At 31.9% G+C, this 19,343-nt stretch carries 10 protein-coding genes; 1 reads left to right on the top strand and 9 read right to left on the bottom strand.

The window, feature by feature from the left end:
- The 5 genes from HMPREF3186_RS05325 to mutS form a co-directional block, all read right to left on the bottom strand.
- Positions 1–4,510: Rib/alpha-like domain-containing protein (locus HMPREF3186_RS05325; protein ID WP_156438970.1), on the bottom strand; the 4,510-nt coding region annotated here is incomplete at its 3' end.
- Positions 4,511–5,424: 914 nt separating this feature from the next.
- A complete protein-coding gene (locus tag HMPREF3186_RS05320) occupies positions 5,425–7,092 on the bottom strand; it encodes a SulP family inorganic anion transporter (protein WP_060914258.1) in 1,668 nt (555 codons plus the stop codon).
- 226 nt (positions 7,093–7,318) lie between these two features.
- Positions 7,319–8,212, bottom strand: coding sequence for a tRNA (adenosine(37)-N6)-dimethylallyltransferase MiaA (gene miaA, locus HMPREF3186_RS05315; protein WP_060914257.1), 894 nt, complete (start codon positions 8,210–8,212; stop codon positions 7,319–7,321).
- Between the two features lie 8 nt (positions 8,213–8,220).
- Positions 8,221–10,344 carry a DNA mismatch repair endonuclease MutL gene (gene mutL, locus HMPREF3186_RS05310; protein ID WP_060914256.1) on the bottom strand — a complete coding sequence of 708 codons (2,124 nt, stop codon included), beginning with the start codon at positions 10,342–10,344 and terminating at the stop codon, positions 8,221–8,223.
- Between the two features lie 5 nt (positions 10,345–10,349).
- Complete coding sequence (gene mutS / locus HMPREF3186_RS05305) at positions 10,350–13,199, bottom strand: DNA mismatch repair protein MutS (RefSeq protein ID WP_060914255.1); 2,850 nt, start codon at positions 13,197–13,199, stop codon at positions 10,350–10,352.
- Between the two features lie 462 nt (positions 13,200–13,661).
- Between mutS and HMPREF3186_RS05300 the strand changes: the two genes are divergently transcribed.
- Positions 13,662–14,945, top strand: coding sequence for an FtsW/RodA/SpoVE family cell cycle protein (locus HMPREF3186_RS05300; RefSeq protein WP_060914254.1), 1,284 nt, complete (start codon positions 13,662–13,664; stop codon positions 14,943–14,945).
- Positions 14,946–14,986: 41 nt separating this feature from the next.
- Here HMPREF3186_RS05300 and HMPREF3186_RS05295 read toward each other — a convergent pair whose 3' ends face one another.
- Genes HMPREF3186_RS05295 through HMPREF3186_RS05280 form a run of 4 tightly spaced genes read right to left on the bottom strand, consistent with a single transcriptional unit; the run spans position 14,987 to position 18,949 of the window.
- Positions 14,987–16,048, bottom strand: coding sequence for a M42 family metallopeptidase (locus HMPREF3186_RS05295; protein ID WP_060914253.1), 1,062 nt, complete (start codon positions 16,046–16,048; stop codon positions 14,987–14,989).
- Positions 16,049–16,052: 4 nt separating this feature from the next.
- Positions 16,053–16,322, bottom strand: coding sequence for a hypothetical protein (locus tag HMPREF3186_RS05290; RefSeq protein ID WP_060914252.1), 270 nt, complete (start codon positions 16,320–16,322; stop codon positions 16,053–16,055).
- A gap of 10 nt (positions 16,323–16,332) precedes the next feature.
- Positions 16,333–17,205 (bottom strand): 2-oxoacid:ferredoxin oxidoreductase subunit beta, encoded by an 873-nt coding sequence (locus HMPREF3186_RS05285; RefSeq protein ID WP_060914251.1) that lies wholly within the window; start codon positions 17,203–17,205, stop codon positions 16,333–16,335.
- Position 17,206: 1 nt separating this feature from the next.
- A complete protein-coding gene (locus HMPREF3186_RS05280) occupies positions 17,207–18,949 on the bottom strand; it encodes a 2-oxoacid:acceptor oxidoreductase subunit alpha (protein WP_060914250.1) in 1,743 nt (580 codons plus the stop codon).
- Positions 18,950–19,343 lie beyond the last annotated feature (394 nt).

Raw genomic sequence — 19,343 nt, 5'->3', positions numbered from 1 at the left:
CTGGGATATCTACTGATGTTCCTGGTTTTCCACTTCCATCTTCGTATTTCGGTGTGTAATCGTCAGATACTTGAGTCACCTTAACTGTTACTGGGACATCGATTGTCGAACCATCTGGATAGGTAACAGTTACGACACCTGGCTTGTCACCTGGTGTAGAAGTGTCTGGTGTAGTCTTCCATGTGTAATTTGTACCATTTGGAAGGTCGCCATTATTACCAATGCTGTTCTTAGCATTCGGTTTCTCGTTAAGCCCTACTGTTTGAGTTTTGGCTGTTGGAGCAATATTTGTTGCTTCCTTAATTGGGCTTGGTTCTGACACGACATTATCTTCTCCTGGTGTTTGAACAGTTGTTTTAGCTGTAATATTTCCTACTGGAACCTTACCTGTGATGATTGCAGTTGCTTTTCCGTTTGTTACAGTTCCTGTACCAATAACAGTTGTTCCATCTGGACCATAAAGAGTCACGGTTGAACCATCTTTAACTCCCCCTCCAACAGAAACAGTTACTGGAACGTTTTCTTGATTAGACTTACCTGTTAAATCTGTTTCAATTGTCGGTTGTTTTGGCTTAACAATAATCGTTACTTTTGGATCAGATTTGGCTACTGTTTTATCTGTATGAGTTGCTGTTGCTGTGTACTTAAAGACACCTGCTGTATCTTGAAGTATCTTTGGTGCTGTTCCTTCCCAGCCCCACTCAACTCCAATTCCTTTACCGTTAGGTCCAGCTTCTGTATATTGGTTAGCGTCCACACGCCCATTCCATTGTCTTAATGAATCTCCAACTGTAACAGTTGCCGTTTTACCTTTGATAGGATAAATACCTGCTTTATTAGTTGTCGCTACTTTCTCTGGACTAGGATCAGATGTGACATCTTGTTCACCTGGTGTTTGAACAGTTGTTTTAGCTGTAATATTTCCTTTTGGAATTGTTCCTGTAATTGTCGCTTTTCCATTAGTCACAGTACCTGTACCAATTGCACGTCCATCCTGAGAATAAAGTGTTACAATAGAGCCATTTTTTACACCTTCATGAACATTTACAACAACTGCTGTGTTAGGTAATTCTGCCTTACCAGTTAAATCCGTTTCAATCGTTGGAGCTTTTGGTTTAACGATAACGGTTACTTGTGGATTAGATTCTGCTACTGATTTATCTGTATGAGTTGCTGTTGCTGTGTACTTAAAGACACCTGCTGTATCTTGAACAACTTTCGGTGTTGTCCCTTTCCAACCCCATTCTACACCATTTCCACGTCCTTTTGGTGCATTTGTGTATTGGTTAGAATCTACACGCCCTCTCCATGTTTTTAGTGAATCTCCAACTGTAACAGTTACTGTGTGACCTTCCAGTGGATGCTGACTAGCTAAGTCTTTCCCTACATGGACAGGGACATCAATATTCTCAGTTGATTTATCTGGATATGTGATTTTTACGACTGCTTTTTTATCTGTTCCTGTAGTATTCGTTTCAGGTTTTGAAACTACTTCAAAGATAGTTCCATTTGGAAAGGCTGGTGTACCAGGTTTAGCAATGACTTTCCCTTTAACCTCATCATCTGTGATCTTATGATTAAATGGTACAATCAGCGTATTTGCTGCTGGAGTATACTTTTCTGCCTGTTCATGTACTTCAAATACAAAATGCCCTGTTGTTGAATTTGTACCATCAGTTGAAATTGCACGCGCAGTATACTTACCTTTTGCAACTCCTAAACCTACTTTTCCTGTTACATTTTGTCCTAATGGCGAACCTTCTGTTGCCGTACCACTGACAGGGGTAAAGTTAAAGCCACTTTGTAGGTTTTCCATTTTAAAGTTCGTCACTTTTCCACTATCATCTGTAGTGATAAGACGTGTATTTACTTCGTCACCACGGTATAGTGGAATAACTATATTTTGTCCTTCTGCATGAGTTTTTCCTAACTCCACTTTGCTACCATCGTCTTTAGCCCAGTAGATTTTTGGTGGAGTTGTATCACGAACGATGACTGGAACTGTTACTTCATCTGTTGATTTATCAGTGTAAGTCACAATAACTGTAGCTGTTTTGTTACCTGTTGTATCTGTATCAGGTTTTTGTTTAACAGTTAAGGTTGCATTACTTGGATAATTTTTAACTTTTGCTTTAATTGCTTCATCTGTTAATTCTTGTTTGATTCCAATTTCAAGAGTTTCTGCTGTTGGATTGTGTTTTTCATTCTCTTTAGTGGCTGGTATAACTTTTACTGTTACTGTCTTAACAATTTCGGGATTAACGTCATCCGATGCCTTAAAGGTAATTGTTTTTTCTCCAATATCAGATTCCTTTGCCTCTCCAAGGTCGATAGTTAGTGTCTTTTGTTTATCAGTATTTACTGAATAGTCCGTTTTTTGCGTAAATAGATGATTAGGATATTTTTTAAATATATCTGAAAAGTCTAAATTCACCTTATTATCATCTTGTCCATTTACATTAAATTTGATTTTCTCACCAACTTTTACAGTTTGTTCTTTTGGTGTAACATCCAATGTAGGTGCTTGTGTATCTGGTTTAGGTGTTGGAGTAACAGGATTACTTTTATCAGAAGTTACTGTTCCATTAGCATTAGTAACAACTGTTTCAGCAGTAATAGGGGTTCCTGGTAAAGCTTCTGTAACTGTAACTGTAGCAGTCTGTCCATTAGTTGTTCCAGTTCCAATAACTCTATTACCATCATAAAGTTTAACTGTCGAACCGTTTGGTACGCCGTTTTCAACATTTACAGTAATTTGTTGATTTGGTAAGCCTTTTTTATGTTCAACATTTGTTATGATAGTCGGTTTTTTAGGTTTAACGTTTAATGTAACTGTTCCATCTGAACCAGAACCGGCATCAGTTGATTTAGTACCGTCTTGATAAGTGGCAATAGAAGTATACTTGAATACCCCTGCTTGTGCTGTACTTGGTGAACGATCACCTGCCCAAGTCCAGCTCATACCTGGAGGGAAAGTTCCGTTCTTTCCATGTTTAACATAACCTGAAGATACAGGGTTAATTGGATCTCCTGCATAATCTCCTACTGTTTTTGTAACTGTTAAACCTTTAATTGGGTCTTTAGGTGCGTCTGGCTCTGCTTTTACACTTGTTCCTCGAGAACCTACAATATAAGATTGATTCGTTGTTGGTCCAGATGTTACAGAGGCTGCATAGACATTACCATTAGCAGCTTGTTGGTCTGTCACATTATCCCTCAATTTTACTCTAGCGGTCATATGGATCGCATAAGCTGAGTCTACCTTACCTACTTCCATTCCAAGAGTATAACTGACCCTACCAGTGTAATTTCCATCTGTTTTTCTTACAATCGAATCCAAATAACTATCATTTTTGTTATTTTTAAACACATCCCATTTTTGATTCTCACGAGTTACTCCTGATCTTGGATCATACATAGATCTTCTATCACCGTTAAAGATCTTATCCTTCTGGTTCCACGGATCCGTAATTGTAACTGTATTTCCAACCTGTTGGAATCCGCTACCTCCATCAGAAAGCTTTTTATTAGGATCTTGATTAACATTTTGATAACGAGTGATAGTTAAATCCCTTACCGTATTTGAAGGATCCATGATATTAAACGGCGGTTGGAAATAATAATGCTGACCATAAGATTGATCTACCATAGCTATTCCATTATTATTGAAGTAGACATCATAGACCATCCATCTACCTGAACTATTTTGCTCATATCTTGATTTAACTACTGTCTTTCTTTCTGTAAATTCAGGATCATCATTCCTTGTGTTTCGTCCACCGTTAGTATTTTTATCAACCGATGCAAAGTATCTAACGTTCTTCATTGCCCCAGATGAGCTAGTTGCTGTATAAGCTCTAAACTGTGTTCCTTCTCCCATGCTCTTACCATTACGTGAGTCACGAGATCCTGAATTAGCGATTGTATTCGCTCCTTCTTTCACTTCTTTTTCCTTAGTAGTCACTTTTGGCATAGAAGACACAATTTGCGTTTGTTGTTTTAACTTTTTAACTAATGCATCTACTTCTTCTTGACTAGCATTAGCGTTTTCTAATATGCTCTTAGCATTTATAAGATCAACATTTACCGCTGATAAAGTCGAAGCTGGCGCTTTATCTTTATTTACCGTAGCAAGTAGTTCTTCTAATTTTGTTATACTAGTCTCTAGAAGACTTTTATCTACTACTTTTTTCTCTACTTCTACTTTAGTGCTTTCTTCTTTTACACTGCTTGGTTTATTTACTGAAGCAACGTTTTCTTTTTCAGCACTTACTGTATTTATTTTCTCAGGTATCTTATCGCCATTTCTTGATTTAGCATTTGTGTCATTAGTTGCTGAACTATCACTAGACGCAGCGACTTCATTCGCACTAGCTACCCCAGTACCAAAGAAGATACTAGCTCCTATTACTATAGATGCAGCACCGAACTTAAACTTTTTAATTGAATAGCTTTCAACTTTGACACCTTGTTTGAGATCTTTAAGTTTCTTATTGTTCTTTCCTATCACAATAACTTCCTCCTTATTTTTTTTGAAACTTAATAGTTATTTTTAAAATATAACTAAATAAATTTTAAATATTACCTTGTTATCTTATTATAGATATCCCAAGGCAGAACATTATATGAATACCTTATCATATTTACTTAAAAAATACTTAAAATTTATATAATTGATTATAGTTTATTTAGTATATTCTTAAAAAAAACTAAATTATAATTTTTATATAAATATAAAGAAATAAATTTGGATTTTCTCCTACGTTTCATTATAACACTAAAAATTCCCCTTGTCACTTAATAACTTAATTAATAATTACAATTAAATATTTTTATTAATTTGCAAAGTAAATTCCAATTCAAATAAAAAAGAATAATCTTAAAATCATGACTATAAAAATCATATTTTTAAAATTACTCTAACATACTTTATATAATAAGGATGAACCAAAAATCCTAAATTTAAAAAATGTAATTATAATTCATAGACACAGCGATTTATTGATATCTAAATTCGATTTTTAAAAACTTTTTAGATACCTAATAAACTACTGCGAGAAGTGATTCGACAAAATTTTGTTTCTTTAAAATCATGATTTTGTCGAGTCATCCCCTAGATAGCTATATCTTTTCTACAACTATTTCTATATCGTTATTTTTTAATATTTTTATCGTATTCAATTACGTAATTTAATTTTTAAGTACTATAGAACCTTGATACACTTGACTTTTTTTAAAAATACTCTCTAAAGTTAGACGAAAAAATCTATTTTTTGGTAAAAATCATTTTATAAAATGAAAAGTAAAATAAAATTATAATTAAAATTTTCTTAAAATATTATTTTGCATTTAACCTATATTAATTATTATATGCATGAAAAAAATATTCTCATACTAAATTCATTCAGTAAAATTCTTTTAATTCTATACTCCTTGTGTTTTCCCTAACTTTTCGGCTCTTTCTAAAGATGCATCAATATTTTCACATATATTTTTTTTACCTATCTTTTCAATAAATCCAGCCTTTTCCATAACATGATACGGTTGTTCATTTACATGCGAAAGTATTAATGTTAAACCACGTTTTTGACATATTTCTAATATTTCCTCTAATACCTCTAATCCTGAAATATCCATAACTGGAACATTACGCATTCTTATTATCAGAACATTTTTTCCTTCTCCATGTTCAAAGTTAGTGAATACATTAGCTGCTCCGAAGAATAAAGCCCCAAAAATTTCATAAACTATAGTATTTTTAGGGACATATTTTAAATCAACTTCTTCAGATAACTTATCATCATCAGATGAACCTTTGTAAGTCCATTGTCGAACTTCTGCAATATCAGACATACGTTTCAAGAATAAGAACGCAGCTAGTACCATACCGAATTCTATCGCAATAACTAAATCAAAGAATAATGTTAATAAGAACGTGATAATTAATACCGCTATATCACTCTTCGGTGCAGTTTTCACCATACGTACACAAATACGCCATCCACTCATATTATAACCTACAATTATTAATATCGCAGCCAAGCAACTCATAGGTATATACGATGCATATGGCATTAAAAATAACAGTATTAATAATAAAGTAAATGCGTGTACCATTCCAGCTACTGGTGTTCTACCACCATTTTTTACGTTCGCAGCTGTTCTAGCAATTGCACCTGTTGCAGGTATTCCTCCAAAAAGTGCCGACATAAAGTTCCCTACACCCTGGGCTACTAACTCTGCATTTGATTTATGCTTGCTCCCTGTCATACCATCAGATACTACAGCAGATAATAGTGATTCTATAGCGGCTAATATCGCGATTGTAAATGCCGGTAAAATCATCTCTCTGATTAGAGAAAATGAAATTGTAGGCATTGTAAAGCTAGGAAGCCCTGCTTTAATCGTATATAGATCACCAATAGTTTTAACCGGCAATTTGAAAATAGCTACTAAAAATGTTGTAATTAGTATTGCGATTAAAGAACCCGGTATTTTCTTAGATACCTTTGGCCAAAATATTTGAATTAGTATGGCAAGTAATCCTATCGCTAAAGTGACAAAACTAATACTTTTTATATTATGCCCGTAAGCTACTAATTTTCCAACAAATTCTGCAGGAACTGCTCCCATACTTAATCCTAGGAAATCTTTCACCTGACCGACTACTATTCCCATAGCAATCCCTAGTGTAAATCCAATAGTAATTGTTTTAGGAATGAACTTAATCAAGTCACCAAAGTGAAATATCCCCATTAGAATTAACATAACTCCTGCCATTAGTGTTGCTACGGTTAATCCTGCAATCCCGTGTTCTGCTATAATTCCATAAATAATAACGACAAATGCTGCAGTAGGCCCACCAATCTGAACCCTACTCCCACCTAAAAATGAAATAAAAAAACCTGCTATAATCGCAGTATAAAGACCTTGTTCCGGGTTAACTCCAGATGCAATCGCCAAAGCAATCGATAAAGGCAATGCTATAACAGCTACTATCAAACCAGCAATTATATCTTTTAAGCATTGTTCCTTTGTATAATTTTTCATTACACTAAACAACTTCGGCTTAAGATATTTAAATGAATTCATCTTCTCCTCCTACCTCCTGAGAATCTTTAGTATTACTAGTTTAGCACATAACTAATAAAAACTCTAGTTAAATTAGAAATCCTACTAAAATATTTTCAAATTTCCTGATATATTTTCTAAAAACTAAAATAAAATCTATTATATAATAAATTTTATCTTGTTATACATTTAAAATAAGGCTTGAAAAATTTACTTTTCAAGCCTTAGATAATCATCTATAATATTTTTAATTAAATTTCTCTTTGATGTCACTTATTACATCTGCCAAAAGTTCATCATTGGCAGTATCGTACCAAGTTCCATCCATTTTATTCCTGAACCATGTTAACTGACGTTTTGCATAACGGCGTGAATTCTGAGAAATAGCTGCAATAGTATCTTCTTTAGAAACATTACCATTAAGATACGGAATCATCTCCTTATATCCTATTGCTCCTAGAGCTTGCAGTTCTAGACCATATTCTTCTATAATTTCTTTAACTTCCTGCTCAAACCCTTCTTCAAACATCAATTCAACCCGCTTATTAATGCGATTGTATAGAACTTCTCTATCGGTATTAAGAACTATTAAAAATGGATTATAATAATCTAGAACGGTATCTCCATTGTTGTTTGTCGTTACAGATTTCTTTTCATTCATCACATAATTATATGCATTAATTACACGACGATGATTTTCTAGGTCAATCGTATTATAGGTATCTGGATAGTTCACTTTTAGATATTCTCTCGCCATATCGACATCAATATCATAAGTTTTTTCCTCTAAATCAGTAAACTCATAGTTGTTTAGAACAGCATTCATATAAAAACCAGTTCCACCGATTAATAAAGGTATCTTACCTCGACTATGTATTTCTTCAATTTTCTTACGTGCAAGTTTTTGAAAATCATAGACAGAACATGTATCAGTAGGTTCTAGTTCATCTATTAAATGATGAACCACCCCATCCATCTCTTCTTTTTTCACTTTTGCAGAACCTATATCAAACTTTTTATAAATTTGAACACTATCTATAGAGATTATTTCACAGTTGAACTCTTTTGCCAGGTCAATACTAAGTGCTGTTTTCCCAACTGCAGTTGGCCCTACTATCGCTATTAAAGGTATTTTCTCCATCTTACCTCCTACACTATACGCTTAAACATTTTTTCTAAATCTTTTTTCTCCATTTTTGTAATTATCGGACGTCCATGTGGACACGTAAATGGATTCTTGCATTCATAAAGATCACTAATAACCTTATTCATCTCAACGTCTGTAAGAACTTGATTTGCTTTTATAGACATTTTACAGCTTGCCATAGCAATTGCATCATTTCTTAATTCGTTGAAAGTTATATTGTTGTTTCTAAGAACCTTCTCAACAATAATCTTTATCATTTGCTCTTCGTCTTCTTCTATCCAACCAGGAAATTCACGAACAACATAAGAATTATCTCCAAACTCCTCAAAAACAATACCAAGTTCTTCAAATTTTTCTAAATTATTACGAACCTCAGCCGCTTCTTCTACAGAAAAATCAAACATAAGAGGAATTAACATCTGTTTTTTATAATTTTTTCTTTCGATAAATTCACGTTGTAATTTCTCATAATTATATCTTTCTGCAGCAGCATGCTGGTCTATAAGGAATAACTTATTATCAGCCTCTGACAAGATATATGTTTTAAAGATTTGTGCCAATACTTTTAAATCAGGTAGCGTACGAACTTTTGTATCATCATCTTGAACAATTTTCGCATCTTTGATTTCATTAAAGTGACTATCATCTTTTACTACATTAGAAACTACTTCTTCTGTACGATCATCATAACTCGAGTTATCTTCTTTTTTAGAGAAATTCATGAAGTTCTCTATCTCTTTTTTAGTAGGTTTATCACCAAACTTATTTCTATTATCACGAGGATGTGAACTATAACTTAAATCTGGTAAATCGCTCTTAATTTTTTGAGTTTTGTTTCTTTGATTAAACGTATTTTCTTTACTTTGTACAGGTATTTTTTCTTCTCCTGATTTCGACAATAAGTCTCCTCCAAAAAGAAACTCATCTTCTTGAATAACATGACTTGCTACTTCTTCTTGAGTATCAGGGAAACTAAGTTCAACTTCTAAATCAACTTCAGATTCTTTTTTCTCTTCTGAAAAAATATTCTTGTCTCCTATATCTCCAAATTTATTATCTAGTTCATCTAAGAAATTGATTTTTTCGATTTTCGCTTTTTCTTTTTTAGTAAGAACATTATTCATTCCTTGTGGAATATATGTATAATTACTTAATCTTTCAGCGATAACTTCTTTGATTAGACGTATTAACTCCGCTTCTTTCGATAATCTCACTTCTTGCTTAGTTGGATGAACGTTAACATCTAATAAAATTGGATCCATTTCTATATTAATAACACATAATGGATACCTATTTATCATTAATAGTGTTCCATAAGCATCGATAATAGCATTTTGAATTCCATAGTTTTTAATATAACGCCCATTGATAAAAATATTTATATAATTCTTACTAGCTCTCGTCTCTTCTGGTACAGAGATATAACCAAATACTTTGTAATCATCGTTACTTCCACTAAATTCAATCATATTTCTAGCAACACCCATATTATAGATTTTAGATAAAATCTTATGAACATCACCATCACCGTATGTTTTAAAGGTAATCTTACCATCTATATGCAGTTCAAAAGCTACATTAGGATAAGATAGGGCAAACTTATGAATAATATTAGTAATATTAGCTTGTTCTGTATGTGGATTACGCAGATATTTCAGTCGTGCCGGTGTATTGTAAAATAAATTTTCTACACTTAAATCAGTTCCTTTAATAGGCGCGTAATATTCCTCAGAAACTACTTTTCCACCTTCAAGAACTAACATCTTCCCTTGCGCTTCTCCTGCACAACTTTTTATCGTTACTTTACTCACAGATGAAATACTCGCTAATGCCTCACCTCTAAAACCTAGCGTTTCTATGTGAAATAAATCATAATCAGCACTTATTTTACTAGTTGCATGGCGTAAAAATGCACGTGCCAAATCATCATTAGAAATACCACTACCATTATCAATAATTCTAATTTGTTGAATACCAAATTCCTTGATTATAACTTTAATATTTGTACTTCCTGCATCGATAGAGTTTTCTACAAGCTCTTTAACAACAGAAGAAGGTCTTTCGACTACTTCTCCCGCCGCTATTTTATTTGATAGTTCTGCAGATAATATATTTATTTTTCCCATTTAATTTATTTCACATCCTCACTTATTTTTCTCTGTAATTCATAAAGAAGATTAAAAGCCTGCATTGGAGTTGTTTCTAAGAAGTTTACACTCTCTAATTGCTTTTTAATTTCATCGAATTTCTCATTATCACCATCAAAATCCAATTGTAATTTTGCATAATTTTTTCCTGATTTCTCTTCAGCTTTTAGTTGTTTTCTAATAGTTTTCTCTAACTCTTCTTTAAGTTCTTTTTCTAATTCAGAACGAAGTTGTTGTCTTAAAAACTCTTCATCTACTTTTACAACATCTTCTTTAACTACTCTACTTCTAAATTCTTTTTCTAGTTCTTGACGTAGTTGTGCTCTTAAAGCTTCCTCGTCTATTTTTACAACTTCTTCTCTAACTACTTTACTACTATATTCTTTTTCTAGTTCTTGACGTATTTTTTCTCTTAACTTTTCTTCAGACTCTTGTGATGAAGTTTCATTTAATAATACCTTATTATATCTAGCATTATCAACAAGGTCGTCACTACCTTTATTTCCACTTTCTAATTCTCTTAATATTTTATTAGCACCTACAATAACATCTTCTGGTAGATGAGCAAGTTGAGCAACATGAATACCATAACTCTTCTCAATAGGTCCTTCATTAATTTTATATAAGAAAATTAACTTTCCATGGTCTTCTTTCGCAGAAACGTGAATATTCTTTATTCCCTGGGTAATATTTTCTAATTTTGTAAGCTCATGATAGTGAGTTGAAAATAGTGTTTTACATTTGATAGTATTATTAATATATTCTAATATCGATTGAGCTAAGGCGATACCATCATATGTCGAAGTTCCACGACCAATTTCATCAAAAATTAATAATGAATTTTCAGTAGATTCGACTAAAGCATTCTTCGCCTCAATCATCTCAACCATAAACGTTGATTTACCTCCAGCAAGATCATCACTCGCCCCTATTCTCGTAAATATTTTATCGAAAATTGGTAAATTCGCAGAAGTCGCCGGAACAAAAGATCCAATTTGGGCAAGGATTACTATAAGAGCAAGTTGTCTCATATAAGTAGATTTACCAGACATATTAGGTCCTGTAATAAGCAAGATATTATTGTCTTTATCTACTTTACAATCATTACTAATATAACTATCAGCACTCACATTTCTCTCAACAATCGGGTGGCGACCATCAACAATATCAATAATATTATTATCATTGAATTCAGGTTTTACATAACCATATTCTTCCGCTACATCAGACAATGAAACAAACACATCAATATCACTTAGAGTATTCGCAACTCTCTGTAATCTTACTATATAATTATGAATCTTTGTCTTAACTTCTTGGAATAGTTGTAATTCTAACTCTTCAATTTTTGTCTTAGAGTTTACGATATGTTCTTCAACTTTTTTCAGTTCTTCAGAAACAAATCTCTCACAGTTAGAAAGTGTTTGTTTCCTATGATAACCTAATTCTGTCGGATCTATAGTCTTAAGCCCTACTTTAGATACTTCGATAAAGTAACCGAAAATCTTATTGTACCCAACTTTTAGATTTTTAACCCCAGTTCTCTCTTTTTCACGTTCTTCGATTTCTAATAATATTCTATTCCCGTTTTTACTAGCATTTTTATAACTATCTAACTCTTCATTGAAGCCTGATTTAATTACATTTCCATCTTTAACTGTTTGACCAGCTTCTTCATGGATTGTCTCTTCAAGATAGTCGTATAAATCTGTTAATTCGTCGATATTCTCTGCAATATCTTTTAATTTATTAGATTCAAATCCTAATAGTAACTTCTTAATTTCTGGTATTTGAGCTAATGTTTTCTTCAGATTTAATAATTCCTTAGGACTTACAATATTATAAGAAACTTTTGTAGAGATTCTCTCAAGGTCATATACTTCTTTCAAACTAGTTTTCACATCAGCTTTTTCAAAGTAATGTTTAGTAAAATCTTCTACGATTTCCTGACGTTTTTTAATTTCTTTAAGATCTAGCAATGGATTTTCTAACCATTTTTTTAGTTTTCTTGAACCCGCAGCTGTTGATGTTTTATCTACAATACTAAGAAGAGAACCTTTCTTCCCACCATTAGCCATATTTTGAGTAACTTCTAAGTTTTTTAACGAGTAATTCGTCATATAAACAAACTTATCTTTGAAATATACTTCAAAATCTTTAAGGCTTGAAATATCTTTATTTTGAGTTTTTTCAATATAGTCTAAAAGAACATCACATGCAATACGAAGATTACTATCAGTAATATTACTTGTTTTTTCTTTAGTAATATCATTATTTAATTCAACTTCAGTAATATAAGCACTAATATCCAACTCTTGATCTTTTATGCTGATTACTTCTTTAATATTATTTTTTAGTACTTCATCCTGAAGGTCAGTCATATTTTTAAGTACAGTACAACGACTATCCCCTGTCATAATATCACAAAATGCGAAATAGATATTATTATCTTTTACATATGCACTACCTAGGTAATTATTCTCATCATAGTTTTTGTAGTTCATATACGTCCCTGGCGTGATTACCTGAACTACTTTACGCTCTACGATTTTCCCTTGACCAGGTTCAGAAACTTGTTCACATATCGCTACTTTATATCCATTATTTACTAAAGTATCAATGTAAGTTGCTGATGAATGAAATGGAACTCCACACATAGGAATTTTTTCAGCTCCTCCATCACGAGCAGTTAAGGTTATTTCTAAAATTTTTGACGCTCTAGTCGCATCTTCAAAGAACATCTCATAAAAATCACCAAGACGGTAAAATAAAAACATGTCCTGATAATCTTTTTTTATCTTCAGATATTGTTCTATCATTGGAGTATATTTCATCTCAAAAGTTCCTTTCTCTTTATTTCTTCCATGTATTTATAACATATATAATTTTAGCATAAAACGTTATTTTTTAGTAGTGAATCGTGTGGTAAAACATATAAAAAATATTATAGCCTATGGAAGAAAATTGTAAATTAAATTCAAAATATATACATTTTTTATGTAATAGTCTTATATTTGAATTTTCCTCTAGTTTTAGAAACCTTACTTTTTATCACATAGATAATACTACTAAAACTCTTCTTAAATTTTCAAGATTTTACTCATCTTATCTTATCTCATATTGACTACAACAATTTACACACATAAATTATACATTAAATTTAGAGTTTTATTACTATATATACAGCACTTATAACAATAGCATTTTAACTCTCTATAATAGATTTCTATTGTAGATTTCTCATAAGTTGCGTATATTTCTTCAATATTGTATAATTACATCAAAGGAGTTGACTTATGTTAAATTTCATAAAAAATAAAACAAATTTATCGATATTGATTTTTTATTTTATATTTAGCTTTTCTAGTTTATTATTTATATTACTAGCTGAATATAATAACAATAAAACACCTACATTATTCCTTAAGCAATTTGTTTTCTATTTAATTGGTCTTGGAATAATATATCTACTTCAAAAAATACCAATAGATTATATAGAAAAATTCTCTATAGCATTCTATTTATTCGCACTTGTTCTTTTGGTTGGGATATTTTTAGTACCTAATAATTTTGCTCCTATCGTAAATGGTGCACGTAGTTGGTACAATCTCGGACTATTCACTTTACAACCTTCAGAATTTGGTAAAATAGCAACTGTCGCAATGATTAGTATGTTGATAAAAGAAAAGAGTTTTAAAGATAATACAGATACTGTAAAACTTTTAAAAATATCATTAATAATTTCAATACCTTTCGTACTAGTTCTAAAAGAAAATGACTTAGGTAATGGTTTATTTTTCATCTTTTTATTCTTAGGTTTAGTATTTTTAGTCTGCAATAAAGGAAAGACATTATTTAGAATTTACTCTGTAGTTATAGCTGGACTAGCAATTATTATTCTTGCTGCCTTATATTTCCCAAGACTTCTTAATCTAGTTGGATTAAAATCTTATCAGCTTAATCGTATCCTTTCATGGTTAAATCCTGAAGCTTACAAGCTAGATTACTCTTATCAAATCACTCAAGTACTTAGAGAAATTAAATTAGGTGGTCTTACAGGAACATTCGCTAAAAATAAAAATTATATAGATGAACAATTTAATGATTTTATCTTTTCTATAGTTGCTAAAAACTTTGGATTTATCGGTGCTGCAATATTCTTAACTATCTTCTTTATATTCATACTAAGATTATTCAATATAATGAAAAAATGCGAACAAGGTAACTACAGCTATTACTTCATTCTATTAGCTATTTGTAGTTTTTGCTTCTCTTTCTTCATCAATATTTTTTCAACACTTAGTATTATTCCTGTAATTGGTATAAGCATGCCATTTATAAGTTATGGTGGAAGTTCATTAATAGCCAATAGTATTCTCTTTGGAATAATTGTTAAAATTAATGCTACTATACACGAAGAATATTTGGAAGATGAATATTACGAAAACTACGAAGATGAATATGATGAAGCTCAATATATTGATGATTCTCATCCTTTAGATCCTGTATATGATAATAACAACAATAACTATTACGAGGAAGAACCTCAACAATATAAAAGAAGTAAAAGAAAAAGATAAAAAAATGAGGATAGAAATTTTTTCTATCCTCATTTTTCGTTTTATTTTCTTACATCTTCAATGAATTTATCATCGATAGTTTCTAATAATTTTCCTAAAATTGATTTAGCTGCGTAGTAATCACGGATATCGAATACTGCATTGTGAGTGTGAATATAACGTGCACAAATACCAATTACAGTTGTTGGAATACCATTTAATGCTTGGTGAATATTACCCGCATCTGTTCCTCCTGGTGAAGTGAAGTATTGGTATTTAATTCCATTTTCTTCAGCAAGTGCTACGATTTTTTCTCTCATGTTAGCACGAAGTACCATAGTTCTATCAACTAATCTTACTAAGAATCCTTCTCCTAAGCGTCCGTTACTAGTTTCTTTTCCGTCCATATCGTTTGCCGGACTACAGTCTACAACGAAACATACATCAGGTTTAATCATATTTGCTGCCACAGTTGCTCCACGAAGACCTACTTCTTCTTGAACAGTAGCACAAACTACTAGGTTGAAGTCTAATTCTTTTTCAGCAAATTCTTCTAAGATTTCTGTAATAATTACACATCCGTAACGGTTATCAATAGCTTTACTCATAAATCTATTTTCAGTAAGTTGTTCGAATGTTGTTTTTGGTGTAACAAATGCACCTTCGCGAATACCCATTTCTAAAGCTTCTTCTCTTGAAGATGCACCTACATCTATAGTCATATCGCTAATTTTTACATTTTGCGCTACTCCTGCAGTGAAGTGTTTAGGAATTGAACCTATTACTCCAGTAAATTTTTTTCCTTCATATGAAGTTACTGTGTAAGTTTGAGCTAAAAGAACATCTTCCCTAAAACCACCAAGTGTTTCAAATTTAAGCATACCATTCGGTAATACTTTTGTTACGATAAATCCAACTTCATCCATGTGAGCTGCTATCATAACTGTTTTAGCATTTTCTTTTTTAGACTTCTTAATAGCATAGATTCCACCAAGATTATCAAACTTAATCTCATCAGCATATTTAGATAAATTTTCTTCTAAATATTTTGAAATTTCACTTTCAAATCCTGATGTTCCGTCTAACATTGTTAATTCTCTGAATCTTTCTATTGATTTACTCATTTTCTTATACCTCTTTTATGTACTCTATTGTTTCACTTTCTTTATCATAACGTACTTCATATTCGATATTGTTATTGTCAAAATAGAACATTAAATATGAGTTTTCTTTTAAGTTTAGCGTATAGCTATCTATAACATCATAACCTAATGCAATTAATTTGTTTCTGCACCTGTCTATGTGATCATTATTTAATTCTTGCTCTTCTGTTTTTTGATAAACACGATATCCTGCATAAACTGCAGCTAATGGCAATAATATTCTTTTTAATTTCATATTTTACCTCTTATCTGAATTCATCACATAACGAGTTAAATAATTCCTCACTAAGTTCTAGGTTTTGATGAGCAATAGGTTCATCTCGTTTATAATTACGTAAAGTGTCTTCATAATGAGGTTTTTTCTCATTCTTATAGATTACCCCTGTTACAAGATCATTGTATTCTTCTAAGACTCTATACGCTTCTAATTTATTAGTATTATCATAACCTTCAATATCAGAAAGTTTTGTTAAGTGTTCTTTATACCAAGCTGGCGTATTTTTGTAGTTATATGTTTTACATGGGCTGAACACGTTAACTAGTGAGAATCCATCATGATTAACAGCTTCTTCGAAGATTTGCATCATTTCTTTCATATCACCAGTGAATGCTTGCGCTAAAAATGTAACTTCACAAGATAAGGCAATTTTCATTGCTGACAATGGTTTTTCCATTACACCTTCTAGAGTTGTTGTCGTTACTAAACCTTCATCAGATTTAGGCGACATTTGACCTTTTGTTAAAGCATAAAGTTGGTTATCCATTACTACGTATGTCATGTTTACGTTACGTTTCATAGCGTGAACAGCATGTCCAATTCCGATAGCATATCCATCACCATCTCCACCCATAGCGAAAACTGTTAGATCTTGGTTAGCTAGTTTTATCCCTTGAGCAATTGGTAGTGAACGTCCGTGTAATCCTTGAACTCCATATGCTCTTGTATATCCACTAATTTTCCCAGAACATCCAATCCCTGCTGAGATTACAACATTTTCAGGTTTAATCCCTAAATTTACAACAGCTCTATTTATACCCGCAAGTACCGAGAAGTCTCCACAACCGGCACACCAATCGGGCTTAACATCGTTTTTATAATCTTTTAATGTTACTTTCAAATTATTTCTCCTCCTCTAGTAATTGTTCAACAAGTTCGTGAGTATAATAGATGTCTCCATCATATTTTAGCAAACTACCAATTTTTTCTGAATTGTGATATTTACTCGCTATTACTGTACGTAACTGTTTATTGTGGTTGTGCTCGACAATATAAATTTTTCTATATTTATCAAATGCATCACGAATAGGCTGAGCAACAGGATAAATTTGACGAATGTGCATAGTATCAATCTTCATACCTTGTTCTTGTAATTGCTTAGCAGCTTTATTTAGAACTCCATATGTTGAATTTACACCTACTAATAGAATATCTTTTTCATCGTTATATTCATTTAGTTCGAATGGTTTTTCTACTAATGCAGATTCAATCTTATTAGAACGTTTTTCTTTTTGACGTACTGTGTTACGCTTAACTTCAGAAGGTAATCCAACAACAGAGTGTTCATAACTGTTCGCGTTGTGGATTCCACCTTTTTGACCTGGAATAGTTCTGTTTGAAACTAACACATCAGTCGCATAACGTTTGAAGTAAATAATATCTTCTTCTGTGATTTCTTCTTGTTTTAATAGATTACCTCGATCGATTTGAACCTTACTAAAATCAAAGTTAGGAACTGTAGATTTGTTCATACCTAATTGTAAGTCCATTAAGACAATAACGGGTGTTTGATATTTTTCTGCCATATTGAACGCATCAATCATAGTGTAGAAACAATCTTCTACAGATGTTGGAGCTAATACAATACGAGAAGCATCTCCTGTTCCACCATAAACTGCGTGGAAAATATCTGATTGCTCAGTTTTTGTCGGAAGCCCTGAAGAAGGTCCACCCCTTTGAACATCGACTATAACAACTGGTTGTTCTGCCATCGCTGCCATACCTAAGAACTCAGTCATTAATGAAATACCAGGTCCAGAAGTAGCTGTCATTGCACGAACTCCTGCGAAGTTCGCTCCAATAGCTACACCTAACGCTGCAATCTCATCTTCTGTTTGGATATATGCACCATTTACTAGTGGAAGTTTATCGAATAAGTATTCCATAATTTCCGTAGCCGGTGTAATTGGATATCCTGCATACATTCTACATCCTGCTGCTAGTGCACCAAGACCCGCTGCATGGTTACCAACTAACCACATATTTTTGTGAGTTGGATTTAATTTTTTTAGATAATACTTATCATTAATATTATTTTCAGCCATGAAATCGTTCATAATTTCACGACCTTTATCGAAGGCTTGAATGTTAGTATTTACGATTTCTTCACCTTTACTAGAGAATTTTGCTTCAATCATATCGTAGAATATTTTTGAATCGATATCTAATAATGCTGAACAAATCCCAAGTGTAATAATGTTTTTAATAATTGGATTTGCAATCTCTTTTGCTAAATCAGTAATTGGGAATACCGCAACTAATCCTTTAATTTCTTCTGAAATTTCTGGTTTAATTTTAGCGTCCGCAATAATAATACTGTTTTCATCCAATTCTGGAATATAACTATCTAATGTAGCTTGGTCAAAGGCTATAAGAATATCTGTCTTATAGTCAATAACATTAATTCTTTCTTCTGAAATACAAATTTTACTATTACTGTGTCCACCTTTAATTCTACTTGCGAAGTCTCTTGTAGAATACATGTGATAACCTAGTGTATTTATTACCGTAGAGAAAATTTCGGCTGTACTTTCTAGCCCTTCACCTTGTTCTCCACCAATTTTCCATCCTAATTTATTAATCATATAATCTCCTTTAATCTCTTTCATTAGAAATTTAATCGTTGATTTCTCAATACTTTATTTTACCATATTTAAGAAAATTTTTCCATCCAATAATATTTATTATCAGTACAATAACTCTTGAAAAATATTATAGTTTCATATTTTTTTCTGATATAGACTACTAATATATTTTTTTAAAAATTTGTATAATATTTAGGCAGAACTTTAACTTTTAATATTTTATTTTATAAAATATTATATTTCTATTCTTACAAATATTATTTTATCTCGATATTTTAAATATTCTATATTCAAATTCACAAAATTTCCTCTAAAGGGCTGATTCAAAAGTCCTAAAATTTAACAAAATTCATATAATAACTCCTAGACGCAGTGGTTTATTGATATCTAAATT

The organism is Gemella haemolysans (genome assembly GCF_001553035.1).
Lineage (GTDB): Bacteria > Bacillota > Bacilli > Staphylococcales > Gemellaceae > Gemella > Gemella haemolysans_B.
The sequence above is the reverse complement of the archived record's forward strand: the minus strand, read 5'-3'. Positions and strand labels throughout refer to the sequence as shown.

Excerpts from the sequence above, each read along its gene's own strand:
- HMPREF3186_RS05320 (WP_060914258.1), bottom strand. The coding sequence starts at position 7,092 with ATGAATTCATTTAAATATCTTAAGCCGAAGTTGTTTAGTGTAATGAAA.
- miaA (WP_060914257.1), bottom strand. The coding sequence starts at position 8,212 with ATGGAGAAAATACCTTTAATAGCGATAGTAGGGCCAACTGCAGTTGGG.
- mutL (WP_060914256.1), bottom strand. The coding sequence starts at position 10,344 with ATGGGAAAAATAAATATATTATCTGCAGAACTATCAAATAAAATAGCG.
- mutS (WP_060914255.1), bottom strand. The coding sequence starts at position 13,199 with ATGAAATATACTCCAATGATAGAACAATATCTGAAGATAAAAAAAGAT.
- HMPREF3186_RS05300 (WP_060914254.1), top strand. The coding sequence starts at position 13,662 with ATGTTAAATTTCATAAAAAATAAAACAAATTTATCGATATTGATTTTT.
- HMPREF3186_RS05295 (WP_060914253.1), bottom strand. The coding sequence starts at position 16,048 with ATGAGTAAATCAATAGAAAGATTCAGAGAATTAACAATGTTAGACGGA.
- HMPREF3186_RS05290 (WP_060914252.1), bottom strand. The coding sequence starts at position 16,322 with ATGAAATTAAAAAGAATATTATTGCCATTAGCTGCAGTTTATGCAGGA.
- HMPREF3186_RS05280 (WP_060914250.1), bottom strand. The coding sequence starts at position 18,949 with ATGATTAATAAATTAGGATGGAAAATTGGTGGAGAACAAGGTGAAGGG.